Source organism: Dyella japonica (assembly GCF_040545895.1).
GTDB classification, from domain to species: Bacteria; Pseudomonadota; Gammaproteobacteria; order Xanthomonadales; family Rhodanobacteraceae; genus Dyella; species Dyella japonica_D.
Map to the genome: position 1 here is coordinate 456,562 of NZ_JBEPMU010000005.1, position 24,601 is coordinate 481,162.

Consider the following 24,601-nt stretch of genomic DNA (forward strand, 5'->3'; position numbering starts at 1 on the left):
GACACCCATGCCCGCGACCGCCGCTGTGCGCGTGCGTCGCGCCGAACTCTCCGATCTCGATGACCTCGTTGCCCTGGAAGAGAGCAGCTTCGCCACCGATCGCCTGAGCCGGGCCCAATACCGCCGCCACCTCGACAGCGAAAGCGCGCAAGTGCTGGTGGCCAGCGCGAACCACCGCCACTTCCTCGGCACCGCCGTGGTGTTCTTCCGCAAGAGCACGCACGTGGCGCGGTTGTATTCGATCGCCACCAAGGCGGAGGCACGCGGCAAGGGCGTGGGCTCTGCGTTGCTGGAGGCGGCGGAGCGGCTGGCCATGCGGCGGCGTTGCACGTCGCTGCGGCTCGAAGTGCGCACCGATAACGAGGATGCGCTGCGGTTGTATGAGCGGCTGGGGTATCGGCGGATTGGGCGGTATGACCGTTACTACGGTGATGGGGCGGATGCGTGGCGGTATGAGAAGGTGTTGGGGTGAGCGCCTATTGGTCATCCATCGGATGACCTTGCGCTGGGATTGTCGTGGCAGTGTTGCTGTCGCTCGTATGTGGCGATGTCGCGATCTGGCCGCTTACGCAGCGGGCGTTTCGATCGGCTGCCGCCGCTCGAGTCACTTTTCTTTTGCTGGCCCAAAAGAAAAGTAACCCAAAGAAAATGGCCTTTAGAGCTTCGAGCTCATAGCGTTCTGTGGGATACGAGCCTTGACGGTTTTGGAGCCCGGATCGTCACGATCTTCCTAATGAACGGTGCGGCTACACCGCCACGCGTCGATGCGAAGAGGACTTAAAGCGAAGCCTCGCTTCGCATCGGCCGTTGCTTTGGCTTCGTTCTTCAAGGTCATACGCGATGCGCCGCACTTCTCCCTCTCCCCTTGTGGGAGAGGGTCGGGGTGAGGGGCGGGTGCTCGCGGCAGCGTAGCCAAGGCGAGCTTTCGTTCTTGGCTCTTCGGGGTCCCCGTATGACAGCGGCGGACGGGTGGAGGAAAGCCCTCAGGGTGGCCCGCATGGATGCGGCCAGTTTTTCGACAGGACATGAATGTCCTGTCGAAAAACCCCGTAACCCGACCGCGTACCTTCCGTCCAAAGGACGGAAGGCGCGTCATCCGGGGTGCCTTTCTCTTTGGCATTGCCACCATCTCGGTGGTTACTTTCTCTTGGGCAAGCAAGAGAAAGTAACCCGGCCTACGGCAGGAGGACGGAAGCCCGCCGCAGGCGAGCCAGATCGCGGTCACGCGACAATCGAGTCCAAAGCCACGGGTGACCAGGCTCCGGCTGTTGTAAGGCGCCTCCGGCCCACGCCGGAATGACGACCTAAAAGCGAACGCAGAAGAAAAACCCAACCTCAAAACGGCTGCGCGATCCGCTGCACCGTCGCCTCATCCGGCCTCGCCACCAACGCCCCGGTACGCATCAGACTCACCGTGTAATGCCCCTGATCCACCAACGGCAAAAACACACCGCTGCCGAACAACACATCCACGTCCGGCACCCAGCGCGGATACTCCTTGTGCAAGTCGAGCAGATCGAAACCACCGGCTTCGCGGAAATCCACCACCGTCCGCGGCGCGTGCATTTCATCGTTGGCATCGTCATAGCGACCCGACAAGCGATCGAGGCGATACAGAGGCGGCACGCCCGCCAGCATCGCGGGCAGTTTCCACTTGAGCACCACGGCTTCGACGCGCCAGGCATCGCCCGCCACGTCCACGCGGCGCGTGGCGCCGTCGGGCCAGTGCAGCACCAGCGACCAGCGTTGCGGCGAGAGGATGCGCGCGTCGATCTCCACCACCGGCGTTTCCTCGCTGAGCAGGCGATAGCCGCGCAGCGCGAAACCCATGCCCGTCAATGCCAGCGTGACGGCGAAGCCCACGATCAGCAGCGCGGAGCGCCCCGCCGCCGCCAGCCGTTGCCGGTCATCGAGGCGCTGGCGCAGCGCCACCAGCTGGAACAGCGTGAACATCAGTGCGATCACTGCCAGGATCAGCAGGATCGTCGAAGGGAGGCGCAGCAGCGCGGTCCAATCCATCGTCGTACTTCTTGTGCATTCAAACCGCTCGCGGCGGCGACGGCCGCATCATAGCGGCTGGCGCGGCATCGCCGGCCGCTGAACGCGCAAAACCGTTCGCTCGCCACGTTTTCGGGGCTTGCCTATACTGCGCGGGTTCCCGCCGGATACCCCGACATGCGCCGATCACTCCTGCTGCTTCCGCTGTGCACCGTTTTCGCCCTGCTCGCCGGATGCGGCAACAAGGGGCCGCTCTATATGCCCAAGGCCACGCCGGCAGCCACCGTGCATCCCGCCGCGCCGGTTGCGCCGGCGACGAAGCCGGCTGTAGCGGCGCCGGCAGCGGTGCGCGGCTTCGTCACCGACATGACCGCGTTTGACGCATTCATTGCCACGCATCCCACGCCCGACCAGTTCAAGGCGGCGTACCCGGATGTGCTGCTGGTGCTGCCGGGCAGCATCGCCACACGCGAGATGCGCACGAACAATAGCCGCTACTTCGCCGAACTGGACGCCAACGGCCGGATCACCGGCGGCAAGTTCATGTAATGAAGCTTCCGTTCTCCAAGATGCACGGCATCGGCAACGACTTCGTGATGGTCGACTGCCGGCAGCGCGCGTTTCCGCTCAACGAAGAGCAGATCCGCGCCATTGCCGACCGCCACATGGGCGTGGGCTTCGATCAACTGATCAGCATCGAGCCGCCGCGCGATGCGTCGTGCGCGTTCTACTACGGCATCTGGAACGCCGACGGCACACCGTCGGGCCAGTGCGGCAACGGCGTGCGCTGCGTGGCAGCGTGGCTGCATCGCGCGGGCGAATTGGCCATCGGCGATATGGTGCGGCTGGAAAGCCCGTCCGGGCCGGTGACGGTGCGCCTCAGCGGCCCGACCGAAGTCACGGTCGACATGGGCGTGCCTATCCTGGCGCCCGAGCACATTCCGTTCCGCGCCGACGGGCAGGCCGATCGCTATTCGATGGACGTGGGTGGCGACGTGCTGGAAATCGGTGCGCTGTCGATGGGCAATCCGCACGCCGTGCTGGAAGTGACCGACCTGCAGGCGCCGTCGCTGTATCGCGTCGGCCCCATGCTGACCAGCCACGAACGTTTCCCCGACGGCGCGAACGCCGGCTTCGTGCAGAAGATCGATCGCGGCCAGCTGCGCCTGCGCGTGCATGAACGCGGCAGCGGCTGGACGCTGGCCTGCGGCACCGGCGCCTGCGCCGCGATGGCCGTCCTGCGTCTGCGCGACGAGGTGGACGAGAAAGTGCAGGTGACGCTGCCCGGCGGCACGCTGACCATCGAATGGGCCGGCCCGGGACAAACGCTGTGGATGACCGGGCCGGCCACCTTCGTTTTCGAAGGCGAATGGCTGGGCTGACGCGGGTTCCTGTCCGTGTCGGTTGAAGCCGGTAGCCGAACACCGCACACTCGGCCCGCGACGCATCGATCCTGCTGAGGTAGCCATGTCCGACACCGCCATTGCCGACACGCTTTCCGCAAGCGACGTCGCGGCTTTCCTGCGGCGCCATCCGGAGTTCCTCACCGACTATCCCGACATCGCCGCGCAGCTCACGCTGCCGCGCGAGCAGGGTCGGGTGGCCTCGCTGGCCGTCTACCAGCTGCAGAGCCTGCGCGAGAAGAACGCGGAGCTGGAAAAGCAGCTGGCTGGCCTCATCAACATTGCCGCCGAGAACGAGCGCCTGATGCAGCGGGTGCACGAACTCAACCTCGCCGTGCTGCGTGCCGGCACGCCGGCCGTGGCCGCGCGCAGCGTGGTGGCGCGGCTCGCCGACGATTTCCAGACCGATCAGGTGCGCCTGATGCTGTTCGGTCCCATCGGCCTGCCGCCGGCCGACTGGCTGGTGCACATTCCGGGCGGGCGCTCGCAGGTGCCGGAGTTTTCGGATTTCCTCGCGCACCACGAGCCGATCGCCGGCCGCCTCTCGGCCGAGCGCCTTTACCGCCTGTTCGGCGATCACGCGCCGGAGATCCGCTCCGCCGCGATGATGCCGCTGGGCGAGTTCGGCATCCTGGCCATCGGCAGCGGCGACGCCGACCATTTCCAGCCGGGCATGGGCACAGTGTTCCTCAAGATGATCGCGGGCACCGTCACCGCCGCGCTGCGCCGCGCCCAGGAAGTCATGTAACACCATGCCCAATCCGCAGGCCCAGGTCGACGCCTGGCTGTCCCGGCTCTCGGGGGAACGGCAGGCTTCGGTGCATACGGTCGATGGTTATCGCCGCGATCTGGCCAAGCTGCTGCGCTGGATGGAAGCACAGGGCGTCGCGGATTTCGGCGCGCTCGAACCCAATCGCATGCGCGGCTTCGTGGCCGCGGAACATCGCGCGGGCCTGTCGCCAAAGAGCCTGCAGCGCCTGCTGTCGTCGTGCCGCAGCCTGTTCCGCCAACTCACGCGCGAAGGCTCGCTCGATCACGATCCGCTCGCCGGCGTGCGCGGCCCGAAGGTGCACCGCAAGCTGCCGCAGGTGCTCGACGTGGATGAAGCCACCTCGCTGGTGGAAACGCACACCGAGGGCGCGCTGAACCTGCGCGACCGCGCCATGCTGGAACTGTTCTACTCATCCGGCCTGCGTCTGTCCGAACTTACCGGCCTGCGCTGGATCGACCTGGATCTGCATGCCGGCGAAGTACGCGTGCTGGGCAAGGGCAGCAAGACGCGCATCGTGCCGGTGGGTCGTCACGCGGTGACCGCGTTGCGCGCGCTCGGCGAAGCGGAAGGCATCCTTGCCGAGCAGCCGGTGTTCAAGGGTCGTGGCGGCGCGCCGATCAGCCCACGCACGGTGCAACTGCGATTGAAGACGCTGGCGCTGCAGCAAGGCTTGGCCAAGCGCATTCATCCGCACTTGCTGCGGCATACATTCGCCAGCCACATGCTCGAATCGTCCGGCGATTTGCGTGCGGTGCAGGAGTTGCTCGGTCACGCCGACATCGCCACCACGCAGATCTATACGCACCTGGATTTTCAGCACCTGGCCAAGGTCTATGACGCGGCGCACCCGCGTGCCAAGCGCAAATGATCGGCGCGACGGACCGTCGGTGACGTCGCTCAGCGGCCCGCAGACAGCGGTTGTCAGCGTTGCTTGCCATGACCTGGGACCACCGCCGGGCGCAGCCTTTCCGTAGAACTACGGACGATGCTCCTGCCGGGCCAGCGGCGTCCTGGCTTGGTTTCCGCCCGCGCGGCCCCACCTCTGGCGAATTCACTCTTTACGGAGTCCCCCATGGAATCCTTTCACGCCACGACCATCGTTTCGGTGCGCCGCAACGGGCAGGTCGTGATTGGCGGCGATGGCCAGGTCACCCTCGGCAACACGGTGATGAAGGCCAACGCCCGCAAGATCCGCCGCCTCGGCAAGGGCAACGTGTTGGCCGGTTTCGCCGGCGCCACGGCTGATGCCTTCACCCTGTTCGAGCTGTTCGAGCAGAAGCTGGACAAGCACGGCGGCAACCTCACCCGCGCCGCGGTGGAACTGGCCAAGGAATGGCGCACCGACCGCCGCCTGGGCCGCCTGGAAGCCATGCTCGCCGTGGCCGACAAGGAAGCCTCGCTGCTGATCTCCGGCAACGGCGACGTGCTGGAACCCGAGCATGGCCTGATCGCCATCGGTTCGGGCGGCCCGTATGCGCAGTCCGCCGCGCTAGCGTTGCTGGAAAACACCGAGATGGATTCGCGCGCCATCGTCGAGCGTGCGCTGAAAATTGCCGGTGACATCTGCATCTATACCAACCACAACACCACGATCGAGGAGCTGTAAGCGCACGGCGCGACGGCTCCCCATCGTCGTCCCGGCGCAAGCCGGGACCCAGCGCCTTCAAGGCAACGACACTGGATCCCGGCTTTTGCTGGGATGACGAGAAAACCCATCCTTTCCGGTGAACTCATGTCCGAACTTACTCCCCGCGAAATCGTCAACGAACTCGACCGCTACATCATCGGCCAGCACGACGCCAAGCGCGCCGTGGCCATTGCGCTGCGCAACCGCTGGCGCCGCATGCAGCTCGAACCGTCGCTGCGCGATGAAGTGACACCCAAGAACATCCTGATGATCGGTCCCACCGGCGTGGGCAAGACCGAAATCGCCCGCCGCCTCGCCACGCTGGCCAACGCGCCGTTCGTGAAGGTGGAAGCCACCAAGTTCACCGAGGTGGGCTACGTGGGCAAGGATGTCGAATCCATCGTGCGCGACCTCGCCGACGTGGCCTACAAGCTCGTCCGCGAGCAGGCCATGAAGCGCGTGCGCACGCAGGCCGAAGACCGCGCCGAAGACCGCATCCTCGATGCACTGCTGCCGCGCCGTCAGTCGCCGTCCGACTGGTCGCACGACGCCACGCCCAGCAACGAACAGAACGACACCCGCCAGAAGCTGCGCAAGCAGCTGCGCGAAGGCGCACTGGACGATCGCGAGATCGAGCTCGACTTCGCAACCAACGTCGGCGTGGAAATCATGTCCCCGCCGGGCATGGAAGAAATGGGCCAGCAGCTGCGCCAGATGTTCCAGAACATGGGCGGCGCCAAGACCCAGCAGCGCAAGGTCGCCATCAAGGCGGCCCGCCCGATGCTGGTGGAAGAGGAAGCGGCCAAGCTGCTCAACGAGGAAGAAGTGCGCGCGCAGGCCATGCAGTCGGCCGAGCAGAACGGCATCGTCTTCATCGACGAGATCGACAAGATCGCCCAGCGTTCCGAATGGGGCGGTGCCGGCGTGAGCCGTGAAGGCGTGCAGCGCGACCTGCTGCCGCTGGTGGAAGGCTCCACCGTGTCGACCAAGTACGGCCCGATCAAGACCGACCACATGCTGTTCATCGCCTCGGGCGCGTTCTCGCTGGCCAAGCCCTCGGACCTGATTCCGGAGCTGCAGGGCCGCTTGCCGATCCGCGTGGAGCTGTCGGCGCTGTCGGTAGGCGACTTCAAGCGCATCCTGCGCGAGCCGCATAACGCCTTGACCAAGCAATACATCGCCCTGCTGGGTACCGAGGGCGTGACGATCCATTTCACCGAGGAAGGCATCGACCGTCTGGCTGAGGTGGCTTTCCAGGTGAACGAGCGGACCGAGAACATCGGCGCCCGCCGCCTGCACACAGTCATCGAGCGCCTGTTGGAGAAGATCTCCTACGAAGCTGCCGACAAATCCGGCGAAAACTACACGATCGACGCCGAATATGTCGATAAAAACCTCGGCGTATTGGTCCAGGACGAGGATTTGTCGCGTTACATCCTGTAAACAAGGGGAAAGCCCCGGGCTGGTAAAATTTTGACCATGGGAAATGTGATTGAACTGAAGACCACCGGACAGCGGGCCCAGCTACGCGAAGCGCAGCAGCAGCATCAGCTGGTCCGGTTATGGCGCGGCGAACTCGAACACGGCAGCTTCTGTGGTTACGTGGGTGGTGTTGGCCGTGAATTCTTTCTGCTGTGGGTCGTCGGCGATGGCATCACCTATGACGGCATGTATGTGATGCGTCACCGCGACGTGTCCGAACTGGAAGCACCGGACAAACACGCCCCCTTCATGGAAAAGGCGCTGGTGCTCAAACACCTGATGCCGCGGACGCCACGCGGCTTCCCGCTGGACGACATCCGCAGCGTGATCCAGGCCGCGGCTGCGCAGGCACCGGTCATCGGTGTGCACGTGGACAGCGAGGACGAGTCGGAGGTCTGTTACATCGGCCGGCTGATCAGCGTGGAAGAGGATGGCTTCAACATGCAGGAGATTTCGCCGGATGCGGAATGGCTGCGTGAGGCGTCGTTCTTCTCGTGGGATGAGGTGTCGACGGTGAGCATCGAGGATGGCTATGCCACGTCGCTGCTGGCCGTGGCTGGCACGCCGCCGCCGCTGGAGCAGGGCGATTCGGGTGTGGGGCATGCGCAGTAACTGTTGTTGATTGAGATGAAAGAAGGCCGCCTTTAGGGCGGCCTTTCTTTTTGGTTGTCGTTCGGAAGGAGTGGGGTGGTCCGCGTTTTTGCTTCTCATCGTGGTGGCGCGGGCAGGGGGACTTTTTGGTGGCCGGCGGCTGGGCGGCCTGTGACTTTCTAGTTGGTTGTCGCGGGAGCGTTGTTGTCGCTCGTCTGCGGTGATCCCGCGACCTGGCCGCCTACGCGGCGGGCGTTTCGATCGGCTGCCGCCGCTCGAGTCACTTTTCTTTTGCTGGCCCAAAAGAAAAGTAACCCAAAGAAAATGGCCTTCAGAGCAAGGGCTCGCAGCATCGTGTTGGGATAAGCCCGAACGCTTGAGGCTGGTTGGCGCGGGACACCCATGGGAGGCCACACAGCGGGTACTCCGCAGCGCTGCGCAACGCGCCCGAATCGCAGAGGACTTAAAGCGGAGCCTCGCTGCGCATCGGCCTTTGCTTTTGGCTCCGCTCTTCACGTCCTCTCCGTGCACGGCACTTCTCCCTCTCCCCTTGTGGGAGAGGGTTGGGGAGAGGGGGGCGGGTGCTCGCGAAAACACTACTGCTGCGAGCTTTGGCTCTGGCTCTTGGGGTCCCCGTATGACAGCGGCGGGCGGGTGGAGGAAAGCCCGTAGGGTGGCCGCAGGGATGCGGCCAGTTTTTCGACAGGACACGGATGTCCTGTCGAAAAACCCCGCAACCCGCACGCGTACCTTCCGTCCATCGGACGGAAGGCGCGTCATCCGGGGTGCCTTTCTCTTTGGCATTGCCACCATCTCGGTGGTTACTTTCTCTTGGGCAAGCAAGAGAAAGTGACCCGGCCTCCGGCAGGAGGTCGGAAGCCCGCCGCAGGCGAGCAACCTAGCCACATCGCGACAACCAAGCGATCCGAAAACTGGAATCCCGGCCTCGCCCCTTTGGGGGTACGGCGGGATGACGAGCAAAGACCTACCGCGTCGTCGCAGCCGCCGGCTGCACCACCGGCTTCGGCGCAACCGGCACCGGCGCCGCCGCCCCCTTCACCTGCTGCTGAAAGAAATTCTCGATCAGGTGATACACGTGGCTGCGCTGTCCCGGCAAATTGAGTCCATGCTTCGCACCCGGATACGCCATGAACTGAAACTGCGTGCCGCGCTTCTGCAGCTCCGCCATCAACTCGGTGGAGTTGAGGAAGAGCACGTTGTCGTCGGCCATGCCGTGCACGAGATACAGCTTCGAGGTGAGGCCATCGAGCCAGGCCATGGGCGAGCTGCGGGTGTAGCCGGCGTCGTTGTCCTGCGGGCGGCCGAGGTAACGCTCGGTGTAGAAGGTGTCGTAGAGACGCCAGTTGGTCACCGGCGCCACGGCCACGCCGCCGGCCAGTTCATCGGAAGCCTTGGCCAGCATCATGGTGGTCATGTAGCCGCCGTAGCTCCAGCCGAATACGCCGACGTGCTTGCCGTCGACCCACGATTGCGATTTCAGCCAGCGGATGCCGACCAGTTGATCGTCCACTTCCGCGGCACCGAGCTGCTGGTAGATGGCGTTCTCGAACTGGCGGCCGCGGCGGGCCATGCCGCGGTTGTCGAGCGTGAACACCACGAAGCCCTGATTGGCCATGTACTGGTTGAAGTAATCGCCCCACAGGTTGCTGACCATCTGCGCGTGCGGGCCGCCGTAGTACGTGTCGAACACCGGGTACTTCTTCGCGGGGTCGAATCCGGCCGGCTTGTAGAGGCGGTAGTACAGCGTCTGGCCGTCGGCCGCCTTGAGCGTGCCGAATTCCGGCTTGATCAGGCTATCGCGGAAAGGCCAGAACGGGTGTTTTTCATCGAGCTTGTTCGGCTCGATCCAGGTGACGAGGCTGCCGTCCGCCTTGTGCAGGCTGACTTGCGGCGGCGTGTCGACGCTGGAGAAGTTGTCGAGATAGAAGCTGCCATCCGGCGCGAACGTGGCCGCATGCGTGCCCGCGCCCTGGCTGACGCGCGCAGGTGCTTTCGCGTTGCTGCCGTCGAGCTTGAGCGCGTAGATCTGCTTCTCCGGCACGGCGTCCTTGTTCGATGCCACGAACACGGTGCCCGTGTGTTCGTTCACCGCCAGCAGTCCGTCGATGGGCCAGTCGCCTTCGCTCACCGCGTGCTTGAGCGTGCCATCGAGGCCATACAGATACAGATGGTGATAACCGCTGCGCTCGCTGCCCCACAGGAAACTCTTGCCGTCCCTGAGGAAGGTGAGGTCGTTGTTGAGGTTGATCCACGTGTCGCTGGTTTCGGTGAGCAACGTGCGCTGCGCCAGCGTCTTCGCATCGACCAGTCGCAAATCCAGCTTCTGCTGGCTGCGCGGCATGCGCTGATAGGTGAGGCGCTTGCCATCCGGCAGCCAGTTCACGCGGGTGAGATAGATGTCCGCGTCCTTGCCCAGGTCGATCCAGCGCGGCTGGCCGCCACCGGGCGAGACCAGGCCGAGCTTCACGGCGACATTGGCCGCGCCGGCCGCGGGATAGTGCTGATCGACCACGTCGGTGTGGTCGGCGAACAACTCGGTGCGCTTGGTCACCGGCACCTTCGCTTCGTCGTAGCGCTCGAAGGCGATGGCCGAATCATCGGGCGCCCACCAATAGCCGGTGCTGCGATCCATTTCCTCCTGCGCCACGAACTCCGCTTCGCCGTTGTGCACGGTGCCGCCGCCGTCGTGGGTGAGCTGCTTCGCTTCACCAGTGGTGAGGTCGATCACCCACAGATTCTGGTCGCGCACGTAAGAGACATAGCGACCCTTGGGCGAGATCTTGGGATCGATCACGTTGTCGCCGGTGTCGAGCTGCGTAGGCGCAGCATCAGGCGTGGCCAGCGCAACCACATAGAGCTTGCCGTTGATCGGGATCAGCAACTGCTTGCCATCCGGCGACCACTGGTAACTCACGATGCCATGCAAGCCAGCGGTGCGCTCGCGCTCGCGTCGCGCCTTTTCCGCATCCGACAACTGCTCGCCGTTGGGTTCGAGTTTCTTCGAATCCACCAGCAGGCGCGTCTTGTTGTCCTTGAGCTGGTATTCCCACAGATCCAGCTGGAACTGGTCGTCCGGGCGGGCGCGCAGGAAGGTCACGCGGCTGCCGTCGGGAGAAATTTCCAGGCCGCGCGGTGCGGCGCCAGCCAGGTTTCCACCGTCGAAGATGCGTTCGATCGTGAGTTTTTCGGCCATGGTCGGCAAGGCCACCATCGTCAGGGCGGCAAAGAAGAGGGCGCGCATGAGTACTTCCTTGGGCGACGCGTCGTACGTAAGAACAAGCGGCGATTAGACCGCGTAGTGCGCCCGGAAGCCAGCGATTTCCCATGAAAAGCGGTGCATTCGATATCGAACGCACCGCCGTGGATCAGGCTTTGGCCCCTTGCCCGAACAGGATTTTGCGCGCTTCCTCATCGGTGGTGAGGTCGAACCTGCCCTTGATCTCGTCACCCAGGGCATAGGCGCGTTGGGTGGCCGGGCGTTCGCGGATCGCTTCGAACCAGGCCTTCAGGTGCGGGAAATCGTCCAGCGTCATGCCCTGGTTTTCATGCGGCACGATCCACGGATACGCCGCCATGTCGGCAATGGTGTAGTCGTTGCCGGCAATGAAGGCGCGGCCTTCCAGGCGCTTGTTCAGCACGCCGTACAGGCGGCGCGTCTCGTTGACGTAGCGGTCGATGGCGTAGGGAATCTTTTCCGGCGCATAGCGGTTGAAGTGATGGTTCTGCCCCAGCATCGGGCCTAGCCCGCCCATCTGCCAGAACAGCCATTCCAGCACGGTGTATTTGCCGCGCAGGTCGGCCGGCAGGAAACGGCCGGTTTTCTCGGCGAGATACTGCAGGATCGCGCCGGACTCGAACACGCTGACCGGCTCGCCACCATCCGCCGGCGCGGTATCCACGACGGCCGGCATGCGGTTGTTGGGCGCAATGGCCAGGAAGGCTGGCTGGAACTGCTCCCCCTTGCCGATGTTCACCGGCTTGATGGTGTAGGGCGTGCCCGTTTCTTCGAGAAAAAGCGTGATTTTGTGGCCGTTGGGCGTGGGCCAGTAGTGCAATTCGATCATGACGGTTCCCTGAGCTGGACAATGTGTGGGGACGGTCTGTTGATGTTCGGGGCGCTAGGCTTGGATTCAAGCCAGGGCCGGCAGCACCACCGTCAACCGCCGTTGCGTGCCCGCGTTCCCGCTGGTAACCCCAAGGAGAGCCGCCCATGAAACGCCTTCCCGCACTCGCTACGCTCGCGCTGGCCGTCACGCTGTCGGGTCACGTTTTCGCCCAACAAGGCGCCCCCGCCGGTGCCGGCGGCAACCCGCCTGCGCCCGGTAATCAACACATGCACGCCTTTGATGCGCAGACGCAGCTTCAGCGACTGACCAAGCAGCTGCAGCTGACGCCGGATCAACAGGCCAAGATTGGCCCGATGCTGCAGCAACGCGACCAACAGCTGCAGTCGCTGCACGGCGACAGCAGCCTCAAGCCGGCCGACCGTCGCACCAAGGCGATGACGATCATGCAGGACAGCGAAAGCCAGATCGGCGGCGTGCTCACCCAGGAACAGCGCGACAAGTGGAAGGCCATGCGCGAAAAGGCGATGGAGCGCATGCAGGAGAAGCGCGGGCAGAACGTGCCGTCGACAGCGGGCAGCAGCGGCGGCTGAGCGGCGCGCGCCATCGCACTACGCGTTCCGGTTTCCGCCTGGAGAGGCATCGTGGTGTTGTGGCGCCGCGTGCTGCACGTTGGCGCCATCCCTTATCCTTTCCGTCCTCGCATGAAGAACGGATGGAGCAGGTATGGCACGCGTCGTCGTGATCGGCAGCATCAACATGGATCTGGTGACGCTGGCATCGCGCTTTGCCCAACCCGGCGAAACCATTCTTGGCGAACGCTTCCTCACCGTGCACGGCGGCAAGGGCGCCAACCAGGCTGTGGCCGCTGCGCGCCTGGGCGCGGACGTGGCGCTGGTCGGTGCCGTGGGCGATGACGCCTTCGGCGCGCAGCTGCACGATGGCCTGGCGCACGAAGGCGTTTCGCTCGATCACGTTGCGCGCATCGCCGACTGCGGCAGCGGCACGGCCTCGATCACCGTCGCCGAAGGCGAGAACCACATCATCGTCGTGCCCGCGGCCAACGCGCGCGTCACGCCCGCACAGATCGAGCGTGCACAGTCCACGCTGGCCAGTGCGGATGCGATCCTCGTGCAGATGGAAATCCCGCTTGAATCCGTCGAGGCCACGCTTCGGCTCGGTCATAAACTGGGCAAGCCGGTCATCCTCAATCCCGCGCCCGCGCAGACCTTGCCGGTGGAATGGCTGACGCTGGCGCGCTACCTCACGCCCAACCAGCACGAGCTGGCGATCCTGCTCGGTGCGGACAGCGATGAAGATTTCGTCGCGCTGATGAAGCACGCACCCACGCCAGTCGTGCTGACGCGTGGCAGCGACGGCGCGTGGTATCGCGATGGCGGCGAGCCGCAGCATCAGCCGGGTTTCAAAGTCACTGCTGTCGATACCACCGGCGCCGGCGACACCTTCAATGCCGCGCTGGCGGTATTCCTGAGCGAAGGCCTGCCGACGGCGGTACGCAAGGCCTGCGCGGCGGCGGCGGTGTCGGTGACCAAGCTCGGCGCACAAGGTGGCATGCCGAGTCGCCGAGAACTCGATCAGTTCCTGCGCGATCGATCAGTCTGACGGCCCCGGCGCCAGCACGTCGCGCTGGCCGTTGATGCCCATCGACGAAACGAGTCCAGCCGCTTCCATCGCTTCGACCAATCGCGCGGCGCGGTTGTAGCCGATGCGGAACTGCCGTTGCACGAACGAGATCGATGCGCGACGCGAGCGCAACACGAAGGCTGCGGCTTCGTCGTACAGCGGATCGAGTTCGGCATCACCGCCTTCCTCGCCGAAGAGTTCGCCTGACCCTTCGCTCGGCGGGCCGGCGAGGATTTCTTCCTTGTAGTCGGGCTCACCATAGAGCTTGAGGTGCGCCACGATGCGATGCACTTCCTCATCGGCCACGAAGGCGCCATGGATGCGCTGTGGATAACCGGTACCGGGCGGCAGGAACAACATGTCGCCTTGGCCGAGCAGGGTTTCCGCGCCCATCTGGTCCAGGATGGTGCGCGAGTCGATCTTGGACGACACCTGGAACGCGACGCGCGTGGGAATGTTCGCCTTGATCAAGCCGGTGATCACGTCGACCGACGGACGCTGCGTGGCGAGGATGAGATGGATGCCCGCCGCGCGCGCCTTTTGCGCCAGGCGCGCGATGAGTTCTTCGATCTTCTTGCCGGCCACCATCATCAGGTCGGCCAGCTCGTCGATCACCACCACGATCATGGGCAGCGTATCGAGTTTCTCCGGCACCTCCGGATGCGCGGGAAACGGATTGAGCAATGGACGTCCAGACGCCTGCGCTTCGCGGATCTTCTGGTTGTACCCGGCAAGATTGCGCACGCGCAGTTCCGACATCAGGCGATAGCGGTTCTCCATCTCGCCCACGCACCATGCCAGCGCGTTTGCGGCGAGCTTCATGTCCGTCACCACCGGCGCCAGCAGATGCGGAATGCCCTCGTACACCGAGAGTTCCAGCATCTTTGGGTCGATCATGATCATGCGCACATCGTCGGGCGTGGCCTTGTAGAGCATCGACAAAATCATCGCGTTCACCGCGACGGATTTGCCCGAGCCGGTCGTGCCGGCCACCAGCATGTGCGGCGCCTTGGCCAGATCGGCTACCACCGATTCGCCCGTGATGCCCTTGCCCATCGCGAGGGTCAGGAGCGAATCGGAATCGCGATAAGCAGATGAATCGAGAATCTCGGACAGCGCGATCATCTGGCGCTGCTCGTTCGGCAACTCCAGGCCCATGCAGGTCTTGCCGGGAATGGTCTCGACCACGCGTATGGACGTCCGTCCCAGGCCGCGGGCGAGATCCTTCATCAACGCGACGATCTGGTTGCCGCGCACACCCACGGCGGGCTCCACTTCAAAGCGCGTGATGACCGGCCCGGCGGATGCGCCCACCACCGCCACGGGCACCTTGAACTCGCGCAGGCGCTGCTCGATCAGTTCGCCGGTCTCGGCGAGCTGTGCATCGTCGATGGCAGCGAATTCCTGACGTGGTGCGGCAAGCAGCGAAAGCGGTGGCAACATGACGGACGTGCGTTGACGCGTCGCGACGTTCGAAGGCGATGCCATGACGGTGACTGGCGCAGGACTCGGCTCTTCGTCGTTGGCTGCCAGACGGCGCGCCGCTACGACCGACGTGCTCACCGGCAATGCGCTCACGGCAGCGAGATCGACGTCGGGCTCGACGGGAAGATCGACGGATAATTCTTCCGCGTTCGCCGGCATGGGCTCATCTTCCGGAACCGCGAGGGCGGTGTCGACCATCGGTTCGGCAACGGGTGACGAAGACGCCGAGGTAGTGTCGATGCCGATTGGCAAATCGACCGCGGGAACTGCAGGCTCGGGCGTCGTGGTTGTAGCGGCCGCGGTCGTCTTCGGCGCGATGGGCACGACCGTCGCGAGACGACCTGGGGTCACCCTCGGTTCGGGTGGAGCAGGCTGGCCGCGTTTCGGTGTCAGCCATGGCTCGCGTATCACTTTCTCGTGCTGCGCGGCCTGACGAACGCGCGACATGGAAACGGGTGCCGGCCGCACTTCCGTCTCCGGCGCGGGCGTGAGTTTCGGCGAAGGAACAACGGCTGCCGCAGCCGGTACGCGACGCGTGGCGGCGGATTTCGCGCGCCGCGCAGCAGGTTCCACCCGCTTCGGGCGACGCACGGCGCCATTCGATCGAAGACCCGTCGATGAACTGCGACGCGCAGCCAACGCATCGATCGCACGCTGAAGCAGTGCGGCAATGACGTCCACGCCGGCAGACACATGCTTGAACATCGCCCGCCAGTTCATGCCGAGATACCACGGCAGCGCGACCGCGATGGCACCGAGCATGACGACGGTGGTCAGCCACCCGCCAAGCAGGCCGCCGATGAGGCGCGAAAGGGCCCGGCAAACAACGCCACCAGCATTCGGATCGTCGGTGTACTGGTCGATGACCAGACCTTCCAACGTTGCGCTGGCCAGGATGACCACGAGCGCGCCCAACCAGAAGCGGATCGTGCCTTCACCGCCACGGGACAGGCTGCGCCTGGCCAGCAAACTCCTGGCGAGGCGCCAAATCCATGGAATCAACCAGAGTGTGGATAGCCCGAGGGCACCGAAGAAGAGATGGAGCATGCCGGAATCACGAGCGACCGCTTGCAAACTCAGCATGTTAGCGCCAACGCCTCGCGAACGTTAGCGCGTCGCGCCACAAGACGTGCTGTTTAGGGAGCTTTTTGGCGCGTTTGGCGTGAAGAGCTGAGAAAATGGCCGGCGCATGGCCGGCCATTTTCGTCAGGCGAGCACCGCTTTCGGATTCGGACCGTAGGCGTTATTGCCGTTGTCGCCTTCGAGCGTGAGCACATAGATCAGATAGAGACCGACCAACGGAATCAACGCAATCAGCATGAACCAGCCGGACTTGCCGATATCGTGAAGCCGGCGCGCCGTAACGGCGATACCGGGAACCAGGACGGCCAGCGAGTAAACCATGCTCAACGCAGGTAGTTTGATCAACCCACAGACGAAGCCAAACACAAAGGCGATAATGATGTTCACCAGCGTGAACATCCAATATTCCTTGCGGCGCGCGCGGCCACTGAAGTCCGCGTAGTGCTGCTTGAGCACTTTCAAATACCATTCCATGAAAATTCCCCATCGTTGTTTCAGAGGGTCACGCGAGTGCGCGACCGTTATGCAGCAGGTCGCGCTACGATGCGGGGAAGGCGGCAAGCGTTCTATCGGAATCTGCTGAAATCTGCGTGCGCCTTACGTATTGCGCCTTACTTTCCGATGCAGAATGAACTGAAGATCGCCCCGAGCAGATCGTCGCTGCTGTAGGTACCGGTGATTTCACCGAGCGCATGCTGGGCTTGTCGCAACTCTTCGGCCGCGAGTTCGCCGGCGCGTGTGGCCTGCAACACATCATCAGCGCGCGCGAGATGCACGGCCACTTGTTCCAGCGCCAGCACGTGGCGTCGGCGCGCGCTGAAGGCACCTTCGCCGCCGCCCGCACCGGCAAGCTGCTTGAGATGGTTGCGCAGCGCTTCCAGTCCGTCGCCGGTTTTCGCGGAAGCCCAGACCCAGATGGCGTCGGCGCGAACGTCGTAGCCTACCGCATGATCGCCAAGGTCGATCTTGTTGACGAAGACGATGCGCTCGACGTGCGAAGGAAGGTCGGCCAGCAGCGCCAGGTCGTGTTCTGCGTGTCCGACATCGGTGACGAGCAGTGCGACGTCGGCTCGCGCCAGTTCGCCGTGGGCACGGCGCACGCCTTCGCGTTCGACCGGATCGTCGGTGTCGCGCAGGCCCGCGGTATCGGCCAGTTCCAGCGCGATGCCGTCGAGGTTGAGCTGTTCGCGCAGTACGTCGCGCGTGGTGCCGGCGATGTCCGTGACGATGGCGCGGTCGCTGCCGGCGAGCGCATTGAGCAGACTGGATTTGCCGGCGTTTGGACGTCCAATGATGGCGACGCGCAAGCCGTCGTTGAGGCGCACGCCGCGTTGCGCCTCGTGCAATAGCGCATCGAGCTCGGCACGCAATGCGTGCAGCTGCTGAGTGATCACCGGGTCAGCCAGGAAATCGATTTCCTCTTCGGGAAAATCGATGGCCGCCTCGATGTGCACGCGCAGCGCGATGAGCGATTGCAGCAGATCATGCACCTTGCGCGAGAACACGCCTTCCATCGATTGCAGCGCGGCGCGCGCCCCGGCGTGCGAGCGCGCCGCGATGAGATCGGCCACGGCTTCAGCCTGCGCGAGATCGAGCTTGCCGTTGAGGAAGGCGCGTTCGGTGAATTCGCCTGGCCGCGCCCATCGCGCGCCAATCGCGCACACGCGGCGCAACAGTGCGTCGAGCAACACCGGGCTGCCATGACCTTGCAGTTCCAGCACGTGTTCGCCGGTGTAGGAGGCCGGTGCGGGGAAGTAGAGCAGCAGACCGCGATCGATCAGTTCGCCGTCGCTTTCGCGGAACGCCGTGAAATGCGCGCGCCGCGGTTCGGGATCGCGGCCGAACAATTCAGCGGCGATAGCGGGCACGGCGGGTCCGGACACACGCAATACGCCGACGCCGGCGGCACCGGGTGCACTGGCGATGGCGGCGATGGTGTCGGTGTGAGTCATGCGGGAATTATGCGGCTTGCTGGCCAAGAAAAAGGCCGCGTCAGCGGCCTTTTCCTGCGACGCCTTGCTTCTAATCAGGCCGCCGCCTTGGCCTTCTCTTCCGCGCGATCCACGCTGCGCGTGATCAGCCACTGCTGGGTCAGGCTGGTGAGGCCGTTGATGACCCAGTACAGCACCAGGCCGGCCGGGAAGAACAGGAACAAGAAGCCGAACACCACCGGCATCACCTTCATCATCTTCTGCTGTGCCGGATCCATGCCCGCGGCGGCAGGGGTGAGCCACTGCGTAGCCAGCATCACCAGGATGTAGATCACCGGCAACACGAAGAACGGATCGGGCGCGGAAAGATCGTGTACCCAGCCGAAGAACGGCGCGTGGCGCAGCTCGACGCTTTCCATCAGCACGCGGTACAGGCCGAAGAACACCGGCATGGTGATCAGCACCGGCAGGCAGCCCGACATCGGGTTGACCTTCTCCTTCTTGTACAGCTCCATCATGGCCTGCTGCATTTTCATCTTGTCGTCGCCGTAACGCTCCTTCAGAGCGTTCACGCGCGGCTGCAGCTTGCGCATGCGGGCACCGGAACGGAACTGCGCGGCGGTGAGCTTCCACAGCGCGCCCTTCAGCAGCAGCACGAGCAGGATGATCGCCACGCCCCAGTTGCCGGCAATGGCGTGCAGCTGCGACAGCAACCAGTGCAACGGCTGCGCCACTACCGTGAGCCAGCCGTAATTGGTGGTGAGGTCCAGACCGGGCGCCACCGAATCGAGCGTGCCCTGCAGCTTCGGGCCGATGTACAGGCGCGACGCACTCGTTGCGCTCTGGCCCGGTGCCACGCTGATGGACGGGCCGACCGTGCGGATCAGGTACACCGGCTGGGCGGTATCCGGATTGATCACGCTGGTGCTGTAGGTGCTGGCGTCCTGCGCGGCCGGAATCCACGCCACGAAGAAGTAGTGCTGCAGCATCGACGCCCAGCCGCCAGTGATGGCGTGGTTCAGCGGCTTCTTGGCGAAGTCGGTGAACGGCAGAGTGGTCATCTTGTCTTCCGGGCTGTACCAGGCAGCGCCATAGAAGCTGTGCGACGAGGGATCGGTGAAGTTCTGCAGCCAGCTCTTCTGCTGCGTCGGTGCGACGCGCTGCAGCTGCTCATAGGTGTTGCCGGCCCAGGCCGCGCTGCCACCGTTCTCGATCTTCTGGTCAACGGTGACCACGTAGCTCCCGCGCTTGAGCGCGAAGGTCTTGGTGACCTTGAGGCCGGCGGCGTTCTGCCAGGTCAGGTCCACCTTCAGGTCGTCCTGGCCCTGGGTGAGTGCGTAGCTGGTCTGCGCGGTCGCGAACACGGCGCGATGATCGGGCGCGTCGCCCTGGTTGCTCACGATGCCGCTCTGCGCCACGAAGTACTGCGCGCGGTCGTCATCGAGCAGGCGAGCCGGCGCGGGGTCGGGATCCTTCTTGGTGCGCGGCACCGCCGGATAGTTGAGCAGCTCCGAGCGCACCACGCTGCCGCCGCGCGTGTCGATGGTCAGTCGCAGCACATCGGTGCTGACCGTGATCAATTGCGCGGACGCTTCGCTGACGGTGCCGGGAACGGCGGCGGGCGCGGTGGAGGCGCTGGCGCCGGGCACGCTGTTGTCAGTGCTGGTTCCCGCGACGGGCGCGGCGGCCGCCGGCGGTTGCGGGCCGTAATCCTTCTCCCAGGCCTGGAACAGGAGATAGGCCACGGCCAGCAGGGCAAAGATGAGGAACGTACGCGTTTGATTCATCGCGGAGCAGATCCGGTGCATGCCGCGACGCCGTGCCGCGGAAGGGGATGGAAAAAGGTCAACGCACGATTGTGCCGGTCGGGTCGCCCGGCTTCAACGTGGGCTCGACCTTCGCGGAACGCAGTTTCTTCCACAGCTGCTGCAATTCGGCGAGCAACTCCGGGCCGGGCAGGCCACACGCCTGCTCGCGCGCCATCACCATGAGGTCGACGGGCGGAAGGTCAAGGCGGGCACGACGGAAAGATTCGCGCACCAGGCGCTTGATGCGGTTGCGATCGACCGCGCGCTTGGAGACGCGTTTGGAAATGGCCAGGCCAAGACGCGGATGGCCCAGTTCGTTGACCCGATAGCGCACAGAAAAACAGCGGCCGCCGAGGCGGCCGCTGGTATGTCGCAGAGCTGCAAAATCACCGGCGCTCCGTAACCGCGCTTCACGCGGCAGGCCGGCGGCACGCATGGTGGCGAGCCGCTTACGGGATCAGGCGCTTGCGGCCCTTGGCGCGACGTGCGTTCAGCACCTTGCGGCCATCGGCCGTTGCCATACGAGCACGGAAGCCGTGGGTGCGGGCACGCTTGAGCTTGCTGGGCTGGAAGGTCCGCTTGGACATGGCTTCCTCCGGTTAAGTTGGTAAAAAGGTTGGAAATTATGCGAGGGAAGTTTGGCGCTTGTCAAATGGGGGTATTTCGCGGGTTGACAAAAGGCTGTTTACTTCCTGTGGATATCCGTGTGGATATCCATGCCATGAAGGAGGGTTCGTGCTGCTAGACTTGCCGGTCCACCCCGCGCGAAAGCGCTCCTTCCAGTGGTTGAAGACTTCCCATGAGTGACCTGTGGCGGCGCTGTCTCGAGCGCCTCGAGGGCGAATTGAACGCCGAAGACCTGCACACCTGGCTGATGCCACTGCAGGCACGCGACGACACCCATGGCCTGCAGCTGTTCGCGCCGAACCCATACACGCTGGAGACGGTGCGTGAGCGCTATCTGGCGCGCATCGAAACGGTGATCAGCCAGCTGACCGGTCACGACCTGACGGTTCGCCTGGAGGTGGGTTCCAGCTCGCCGCGCGCCACCGCGAGCGGCAAGGCGCCGGCGCCCGTGGCGGCACCGGTCAAGCCCGCGCCGGCCGTGGCCGAAGTCCCGCCGCCCAGCTTCAGCCACAATCTGGACCCGCATTACACCTTCGAAACCTTCGTCGAAGGCAAGTCGAACCAGCTGGGCAAGGCCGCCGCCATGCAGGTGGCCATGAATCCGGGCCGCGCCTATAACCCGCTGCTGCTGTATGGCGGCACCGGTCTGGGCAAGACGCACTTGATGCACGCCACCGGCAACCTGATGCGCGAGCGCAATCCGGACTTCAAGGTGCTTTACCTGCGCTCGGAGCAGTTCGTGGGCTCGATGATCGAGGCCCTACGCACCAAGAGCATGGACGAGTTCAAGCGACGCTTCCGCTCGGTGGACGCGCTGCTCATCGACGACATCCAGTTCTTCGCTGGCAAGGACACCACGCAGGAAGAGTTCTTCCACACCTTCAACGCGTTGTTCGAGTCCAAGCAGCAGATCATCCTTACCTGCGACCGTTACCCGAAGGAAGTGGACAAGCTCGAGCCGCGCCTGAAGTCGCGCCTGGGCTGGGGCCTGTCGGTGGCGATCGAGCCGCCGGACTTCGAAACGCGCGCGGCGATCCTGCTTTCCAAGGCGCACGACAAGGGCGTGGCGGTGAGCGAAAACGTGGCGATGCTGCTGGCCAAACGCATCCGCTCCAACGTGCGCGACCTCGAAGGCGCGCTCAACACGCTGGCGGCGCGTGCGAACTTCTACGGCAAGCCCATCACCATCGACTTTGCGGAAGAAACCCTGCGCGATCTGCTGGCTACGCACGCGCAGGCGGTGACGGTGCCCAACATCCAGAAGATCGTCGCCGACTACTACCAGGTGCGCCTGCAGGATCTGTTGTCCAAGCGTCGCGTGCGTTCGCTGGCGCGTCCTCGCCAGATCGCGATGGCGCTGTCCAAGGAGTTGACCGAACACAGCCTGCCGGAGATCGGCGAGGCCTTCGGCGGCCGCGACCACACGACGGTGCTGCACGCCTGCCGCACCATCAAGAAGCTTTGCGAGACCGACACACGCATGCGTCAGGATTGGGAACAGCTCATCCGCATCCTCACGGGTTGAGGAAGCAGGGCGGCTGTGCACGGATTGCTTGAAAAGTACGGTGGCAACCTGTGGATAATAGGTGGACGATTTGGACTGGAAAGTTATCCACAATCGGCCCACAGTGATCAGGCTCTTTGGAACACAATGTGAGAATCGGGTAAAACCTTGATTCTCATGGATAATTTCAGTTTTTTGAGTTATCCACGCCGCCTACCACCACTACAGAACTTCTTTTAAAAACAGAAAAGCAGGATTGGGGAAGCGCATACATGCAATTCAGCATTCAACGAGAAGCTCTGCTCAAACCGTTGCAGCAGGTCGTTGGCGTCGTCGAACGCCGACAAACGCTCCCGGTTCTAGCCAACCTGCTGGTGAAGGTAGCCGACGGCAAAGTGTCGATGACCGGCACCGATCTCGAAGTGGAAATGATCGCCACCACGGCCGCCGACAGGCTGGTCGATGGTGAAATCACCATTCCTGCGCGCAAACTGTTCGACATCGTGCGCGCACTGCCGGATGGCGCGCAGATCGAGTTGAAGCTCAATGGCGATCGCGTCGCCATGAATGCAGGGCGTAGCCGCTTCACGCTCGCCACGTTGCCGGCCACCGAATTCCCGACCATCGATGAAATAGAGCTGGTTGAGCGAGTAGCGCTACCGGAAGAAGTGCTACGCGATCTCATGGAACGCACGGCCTTCGCCATGGCCAATCAGGACGTGCGCTACTACTTGAACGGCATGCTGCTTGACCTCCAGGAGCACACGCTTCGTTGCGTGGCTACCGACGGTCACCGCCTGGCGTTGAAGGAAACCAAGCTGGACAGCAAGGTTTCCACGCGCCGCCAGATCATCATCCCCCGTAAGGGCGTGAACGAGCTGATCGGTTTGTTCGAGACGGGCGATGGCGAAGTGGAGCTCGAATTCGGCCGTAACCACCTGCGCGTCCGCCGTGGCGATGTGGTGTTCACCTCCAAGCTCATCGACGGTCGTTTCCCGGATTACGAAGCGGTGATTCCACTGGGCGCCGACAAGCACGCCACGCTGGATCGCGAAGTACTGCGCGGGGCTCTGCAGCGTGCGGCGATTCTTTCCAACGAAAAGTACCGCGGCGTGAAGCTGGAACTGTCGCCGGGCAAGCTGCGCATCGTGGCGCACAACCCGGAGCAGGAAGAGGCGGTGGAAGAGCTCGAGGCCGATACGCCGGTTTCTGACCTGGCCGTGGGCTTCAACGTTGGTTATCTGTTGGACGCGCTGGCCGCATTGCGCGGCGAGCGTGCGCGCTTGAACCTGCGCGACGCGCAGTCGAGCTGTCTGGTACAGGAAGACGACAACGACCAGGCACGCCACGTGATCATGCCGCTTCGCCTCTGATGTCGATGTTCCGTTTGCCTGAGTCGGGCAAGCAAGAAACGAACGCCGGAGCCGTCGAGAGACGCTCCGGCGTTCTTGCTTGGGCCGTTTGCTGATGTGGCTGGAAAGCCTTCGTATCCGTGGTTTGCGTTGTCTGGGCGATGCGGTGATCCCGCTGCAACTCGGCGTTACCGTGTTCGCTGGAGCCAATGGGGCAGGGAAGACCAGCATCCTGGAGGCAGCCTTCCTGCTGTCGCATGCCCGATCGTTCCGTTCCGGGGCCAAAGATGCCTTGCTCGAACGTGGTGCCGAGGCGTTGTCGGTCTTTGCGGAACTTAGGCACGCAGATGGTTGTGTGCGCCGCCTAGGGCTCGGCAGGCAGGGAGCCCGATGGGAGGCTCGGATAGACGGCGAGGCCGTCAGTTTGAGCGAGCTGGTTGGCGAATGCGCCGTTGTCTGCTTCGAACCGGGTTCACACGCGCTGATTGCGGGCGGGGCTGAAGAACGGCGCCGTTACCTCGATTGGGGCGTGTTCCACGTGGAACATGAATTCATGTCCGCGTGGAGGCGCTATCAGCGGGCGCTCAAGCAGCGAAACTCGCTGCTCCGTGCCGCATCTGCGGCGCCAGAGGCACTTTTTCTCCCTTGGGAGGCCGAGCTAGACGCCACGGCAGCAGTGATCGACCGGCTTCGCACCCTGTATTTGGAGGCTCTTCGCCCCCATATAGAACAAGCGATGGCGGGTCTGTTGCCCGAGCTTGGCTCGGTGGAAATGAAGTACCGCCGAGGCTGGTCCGAAGAAAGTGCATTGGGCGACTTGCTGGCCAGCCAGCGCGGGAGAGATCTCGCCAGGGGCCACACCACCATGGGGTCCCACAGAGCTGACTGGTCCATCGTGTTCGAACATGCGCCGCAGCGTGAGCACTTGTCGCGCGGGCAGGAGAAGCTCACGGCGCTTGGCTGTGTGCTGGCTCAAGCGGCGCTCTACGCGGAAAGACGGGGCGAGTGGCCCGTCGTCTGCCTGGATGATCTAGCCTCCGAGCTGGACAAGGCGCATCAAGCCGCCGTCGTGAACCAGTTGAGGTCGGTCGGTGCTCAGGTCTTGGTCACTGGCACGGAGGTTCCGGAGGCTCTGCAATGCGGTCCCACGCAGGTGTTCCACGTGGAACAGGGACGTATCAGCCCCCTGCTATAATCAACCGATTATGT

The 24,601-nt window shown here is 64.1% G+C and carries 22 protein-coding genes; 13 read left to right on the top strand and 9 right to left on the bottom strand.

From position 1 onward, the window contains the following. Window positions 1–7: 7 nt before the first annotated feature. Window positions 8–472 (top strand): GNAT family N-acetyltransferase, encoded by a 465-nt coding sequence (locus tag ABIC75_RS17785; RefSeq protein ID WP_436407939.1) that lies wholly within the window; start codon window positions 8–10, stop codon window positions 470–472. Between the two features lie 863 nt (window positions 473–1,335). On the opposite strand, the gene ABIC75_RS17790 is transcribed toward ABIC75_RS17785, so the two are convergent. Then, window positions 1,336–2,019, bottom strand: coding sequence for a hypothetical protein (locus ABIC75_RS17790; protein ID WP_354015230.1), 684 nt, complete (start codon window positions 2,017–2,019; stop codon window positions 1,336–1,338). Between the two features lie 156 nt (window positions 2,020–2,175). Here ABIC75_RS17790 and lptM point away from each other — a divergent pair, with 156 nt between their 5' ends. The 7 genes from lptM to ABIC75_RS17825 all read left to right on the top strand — a co-directional run bounded on the left by lptM (window position 2,176) and on the right by ABIC75_RS17825 (window position 7,894). After that, entirely contained in the window at window positions 2,176–2,547 is a 372-nt protein-coding gene (gene lptM, locus ABIC75_RS17795) for an LPS translocon maturation chaperone LptM (RefSeq protein ID WP_354015231.1), read from the top strand. Further along, entirely contained in the window at window positions 2,547–3,380 is an 834-nt protein-coding gene (gene dapF / locus ABIC75_RS17800) for a diaminopimelate epimerase (protein WP_354015232.1), read from the top strand. The genes lptM and dapF overlap by 1 nt, the downstream gene beginning before the upstream one ends. Before the next feature lie 85 nt (window positions 3,381–3,465). After that, window positions 3,466–4,149: a DUF484 family protein gene (locus ABIC75_RS17805; RefSeq protein ID WP_354015233.1), complete on the top strand. Its 684-nt coding sequence runs from the start codon at window positions 3,466–3,468 to the stop codon at window positions 4,147–4,149. A gap of 4 nt (window positions 4,150–4,153) precedes the next feature. Then, a complete protein-coding gene (xerC, locus tag ABIC75_RS17810; RefSeq protein WP_354015234.1) occupies window positions 4,154–5,041 on the top strand; it encodes a tyrosine recombinase XerC in 888 nt (295 codons plus the stop codon). A 204-nt stretch (window positions 5,042–5,245) separates the two neighbouring features. Then, window positions 5,246–5,779 (top strand): ATP-dependent protease subunit HslV, encoded by a 534-nt coding sequence (gene hslV / locus ABIC75_RS17815; protein ID WP_354015235.1) that lies wholly within the window; start codon window positions 5,246–5,248, stop codon window positions 5,777–5,779. Window positions 5,780–5,905: 126 nt separating this feature from the next. Next, entirely contained in the window at window positions 5,906–7,243 is a 1,338-nt protein-coding gene (hslU, locus tag ABIC75_RS17820) for an ATP-dependent protease ATPase subunit HslU (RefSeq protein ID WP_354015236.1), read from the top strand. Between the two features lie 36 nt (window positions 7,244–7,279). Then, window positions 7,280–7,894, top strand: coding sequence for a hypothetical protein (locus ABIC75_RS17825; RefSeq protein ID WP_354015237.1), 615 nt, complete (start codon window positions 7,280–7,282; stop codon window positions 7,892–7,894). A 964-nt stretch (window positions 7,895–8,858) separates the two neighbouring features. Here the strand turns inward: ABIC75_RS17825 and ABIC75_RS17830 are convergent. Both ABIC75_RS17830 and ABIC75_RS17835 read right to left on the bottom strand, forming a co-directional pair. Further along, complete coding sequence (locus ABIC75_RS17830; protein ID WP_354015238.1) at window positions 8,859–11,135, bottom strand: S9 family peptidase; 2,277 nt, start codon at window positions 11,133–11,135, stop codon at window positions 8,859–8,861. A gap of 124 nt (window positions 11,136–11,259) precedes the next feature. Then, window positions 11,260–11,958, bottom strand: coding sequence for a glutathione binding-like protein (locus tag ABIC75_RS17835; RefSeq protein ID WP_354015239.1), 699 nt, complete (start codon window positions 11,956–11,958; stop codon window positions 11,260–11,262). Window positions 11,959–12,104: 146 nt separating this feature from the next. Here ABIC75_RS17835 and ABIC75_RS17840 point away from each other — a divergent pair, with 146 nt between their 5' ends. Both ABIC75_RS17840 and rbsK read left to right on the top strand, forming a co-directional pair. Then, window positions 12,105–12,551 (top strand): hypothetical protein, encoded by a 447-nt coding sequence (locus ABIC75_RS17840; protein WP_354015240.1) that lies wholly within the window; start codon window positions 12,105–12,107, stop codon window positions 12,549–12,551. A 133-nt stretch (window positions 12,552–12,684) separates the two neighbouring features. After that, complete coding sequence (rbsK, locus tag ABIC75_RS17845) at window positions 12,685–13,581, top strand: ribokinase (protein ID WP_354015241.1); 897 nt, start codon at window positions 12,685–12,687, stop codon at window positions 13,579–13,581. Here rbsK and ABIC75_RS23100 read toward each other — a convergent pair. From ABIC75_RS23100 to rpmH, 6 genes are all read right to left on the bottom strand, one after another. After that, complete coding sequence (locus ABIC75_RS23100) at window positions 13,573–16,134, bottom strand: DNA translocase FtsK 4TM domain-containing protein (RefSeq protein WP_436407940.1); 2,562 nt, start codon at window positions 16,132–16,134, stop codon at window positions 13,573–13,575. The genes rbsK and ABIC75_RS23100 overlap by 9 nt on opposite strands. Window positions 16,135–16,293: 159 nt before the next feature. Beyond that, window positions 16,294–16,644, bottom strand: coding sequence for a DUF805 domain-containing protein (locus ABIC75_RS17860; RefSeq protein WP_354015242.1), 351 nt, complete (start codon window positions 16,642–16,644; stop codon window positions 16,294–16,296). A gap of 137 nt (window positions 16,645–16,781) precedes the next feature. Beyond that, a complete protein-coding gene (gene mnmE / locus ABIC75_RS17865; RefSeq protein ID WP_354015243.1) occupies window positions 16,782–18,122 on the bottom strand; it encodes a tRNA uridine-5-carboxymethylaminomethyl(34) synthesis GTPase MnmE in 1,341 nt (446 codons plus the stop codon). A 74-nt stretch (window positions 18,123–18,196) separates the two neighbouring features. Continuing rightward, window positions 18,197–19,888 (bottom strand): membrane protein insertase YidC, encoded by a 1,692-nt coding sequence (gene yidC, locus ABIC75_RS17870; RefSeq protein WP_354015244.1) that lies wholly within the window; start codon window positions 19,886–19,888, stop codon window positions 18,197–18,199. A 58-nt stretch (window positions 19,889–19,946) separates the two neighbouring features. Continuing rightward, window positions 19,947–20,345, bottom strand: coding sequence for a ribonuclease P protein component (rnpA, locus tag ABIC75_RS17875; protein WP_354015245.1), 399 nt, complete (start codon window positions 20,343–20,345; stop codon window positions 19,947–19,949). Between the two features lie 13 nt (window positions 20,346–20,358). After that, window positions 20,359–20,496: a 50S ribosomal protein L34 gene (gene rpmH / locus ABIC75_RS17880; RefSeq protein WP_038622724.1), complete on the bottom strand. Its 138-nt coding sequence runs from the start codon at window positions 20,494–20,496 to the stop codon at window positions 20,359–20,361. Window positions 20,497–20,708: 212 nt separating this feature from the next. Here rpmH and dnaA point away from each other — a divergent pair, with 212 nt between their 5' ends. The 3 genes from dnaA to recF all read left to right on the top strand — a co-directional run bounded on the left by dnaA (window position 20,709) and on the right by recF (window position 24,587). Further along, entirely contained in the window at window positions 20,709–22,061 is a 1,353-nt protein-coding gene (dnaA, locus tag ABIC75_RS17885; RefSeq protein WP_354015246.1) for a chromosomal replication initiator protein DnaA, read from the top strand. A gap of 251 nt (window positions 22,062–22,312) precedes the next feature. Further along, complete coding sequence (gene dnaN, locus ABIC75_RS17890) at window positions 22,313–23,413, top strand: DNA polymerase III subunit beta (RefSeq protein ID WP_354015247.1); 1,101 nt, start codon at window positions 22,313–22,315, stop codon at window positions 23,411–23,413. Window positions 23,414–23,492: 79 nt separating this feature from the next. Then, window positions 23,493–24,587, top strand: coding sequence for a DNA replication/repair protein RecF (gene recF, locus ABIC75_RS17895; RefSeq protein ID WP_354015248.1), 1,095 nt, complete (start codon window positions 23,493–23,495; stop codon window positions 24,585–24,587). Window positions 24,588–24,601 lie beyond the last annotated feature (14 nt).

Excerpts from the sequence above, each read along its gene's own strand:
- ABIC75_RS17860 (WP_354015242.1), bottom strand. The coding sequence starts at position 16,644 with ATGGAATGGTATTTGAAAGTGCTCAAGCAGCACTACGCGGACTTCAGT.
- hslU (WP_354015236.1), top strand. The coding sequence starts at position 5,906 with ATGTCCGAACTTACTCCCCGCGAAATCGTCAACGAACTCGACCGCTAC.
- rpmH (WP_038622724.1), bottom strand. The coding sequence starts at position 20,496 with ATGTCCAAGCGGACCTTCCAGCCCAGCAAGCTCAAGCGTGCCCGCACC.
- ABIC75_RS17825 (WP_354015237.1), top strand. The coding sequence starts at position 7,280 with ATGGGAAATGTGATTGAACTGAAGACCACCGGACAGCGGGCCCAGCTA.
- ABIC75_RS17835 (WP_354015239.1), bottom strand. The coding sequence starts at position 11,958 with ATGATCGAATTGCACTACTGGCCCACGCCCAACGGCCACAAAATCACG.
- ABIC75_RS17830 (WP_354015238.1), bottom strand. The coding sequence starts at position 11,135 with ATGCGCGCCCTCTTCTTTGCCGCCCTGACGATGGTGGCCTTGCCGACC.
- mnmE (WP_354015243.1), bottom strand. The coding sequence starts at position 18,122 with ATGACTCACACCGACACCATCGCCGCCATCGCCAGTGCACCCGGTGCC.
- lptM (WP_354015231.1), top strand. The coding sequence starts at position 2,176 with ATGCGCCGATCACTCCTGCTGCTTCCGCTGTGCACCGTTTTCGCCCTG.
- ABIC75_RS17840 (WP_354015240.1), top strand. The coding sequence starts at position 12,105 with ATGAAACGCCTTCCCGCACTCGCTACGCTCGCGCTGGCCGTCACGCTG.
- dnaA (WP_354015246.1), top strand. The coding sequence starts at position 20,709 with ATGAGTGACCTGTGGCGGCGCTGTCTCGAGCGCCTCGAGGGCGAATTG.
- dnaN (WP_354015247.1), top strand. The coding sequence starts at position 22,313 with ATGCAATTCAGCATTCAACGAGAAGCTCTGCTCAAACCGTTGCAGCAG.
- ABIC75_RS17790 (WP_354015230.1), bottom strand. The coding sequence starts at position 2,019 with ATGGATTGGACCGCGCTGCTGCGCCTCCCTTCGACGATCCTGCTGATC.
- dapF (WP_354015232.1), top strand. The coding sequence starts at position 2,547 with ATGAAGCTTCCGTTCTCCAAGATGCACGGCATCGGCAACGACTTCGTG.
- yidC (WP_354015244.1), bottom strand. The coding sequence starts at position 19,888 with ATGAATCAAACGCGTACGTTCCTCATCTTTGCCCTGCTGGCCGTGGCC.
- ABIC75_RS17785 (WP_436407939.1), top strand. The coding sequence starts at position 8 with ATGCCCGCGACCGCCGCTGTGCGCGTGCGTCGCGCCGAACTCTCCGAT.
- rnpA (WP_354015245.1), bottom strand. The coding sequence starts at position 20,345 with ATGCGTGCCGCCGGCCTGCCGCGTGAAGCGCGGTTACGGAGCGCCGGT.
- hslV (WP_354015235.1), top strand. The coding sequence starts at position 5,246 with ATGGAATCCTTTCACGCCACGACCATCGTTTCGGTGCGCCGCAACGGG.
- ABIC75_RS17805 (WP_354015233.1), top strand. The coding sequence starts at position 3,466 with ATGTCCGACACCGCCATTGCCGACACGCTTTCCGCAAGCGACGTCGCG.
- ABIC75_RS23100 (WP_436407940.1), bottom strand. The coding sequence starts at position 16,134 with ATGCTCCATCTCTTCTTCGGTGCCCTCGGGCTATCCACACTCTGGTTG.
- xerC (WP_354015234.1), top strand. The coding sequence starts at position 4,154 with ATGCCCAATCCGCAGGCCCAGGTCGACGCCTGGCTGTCCCGGCTCTCG.
- rbsK (WP_354015241.1), top strand. The coding sequence starts at position 12,685 with ATGGCACGCGTCGTCGTGATCGGCAGCATCAACATGGATCTGGTGACG.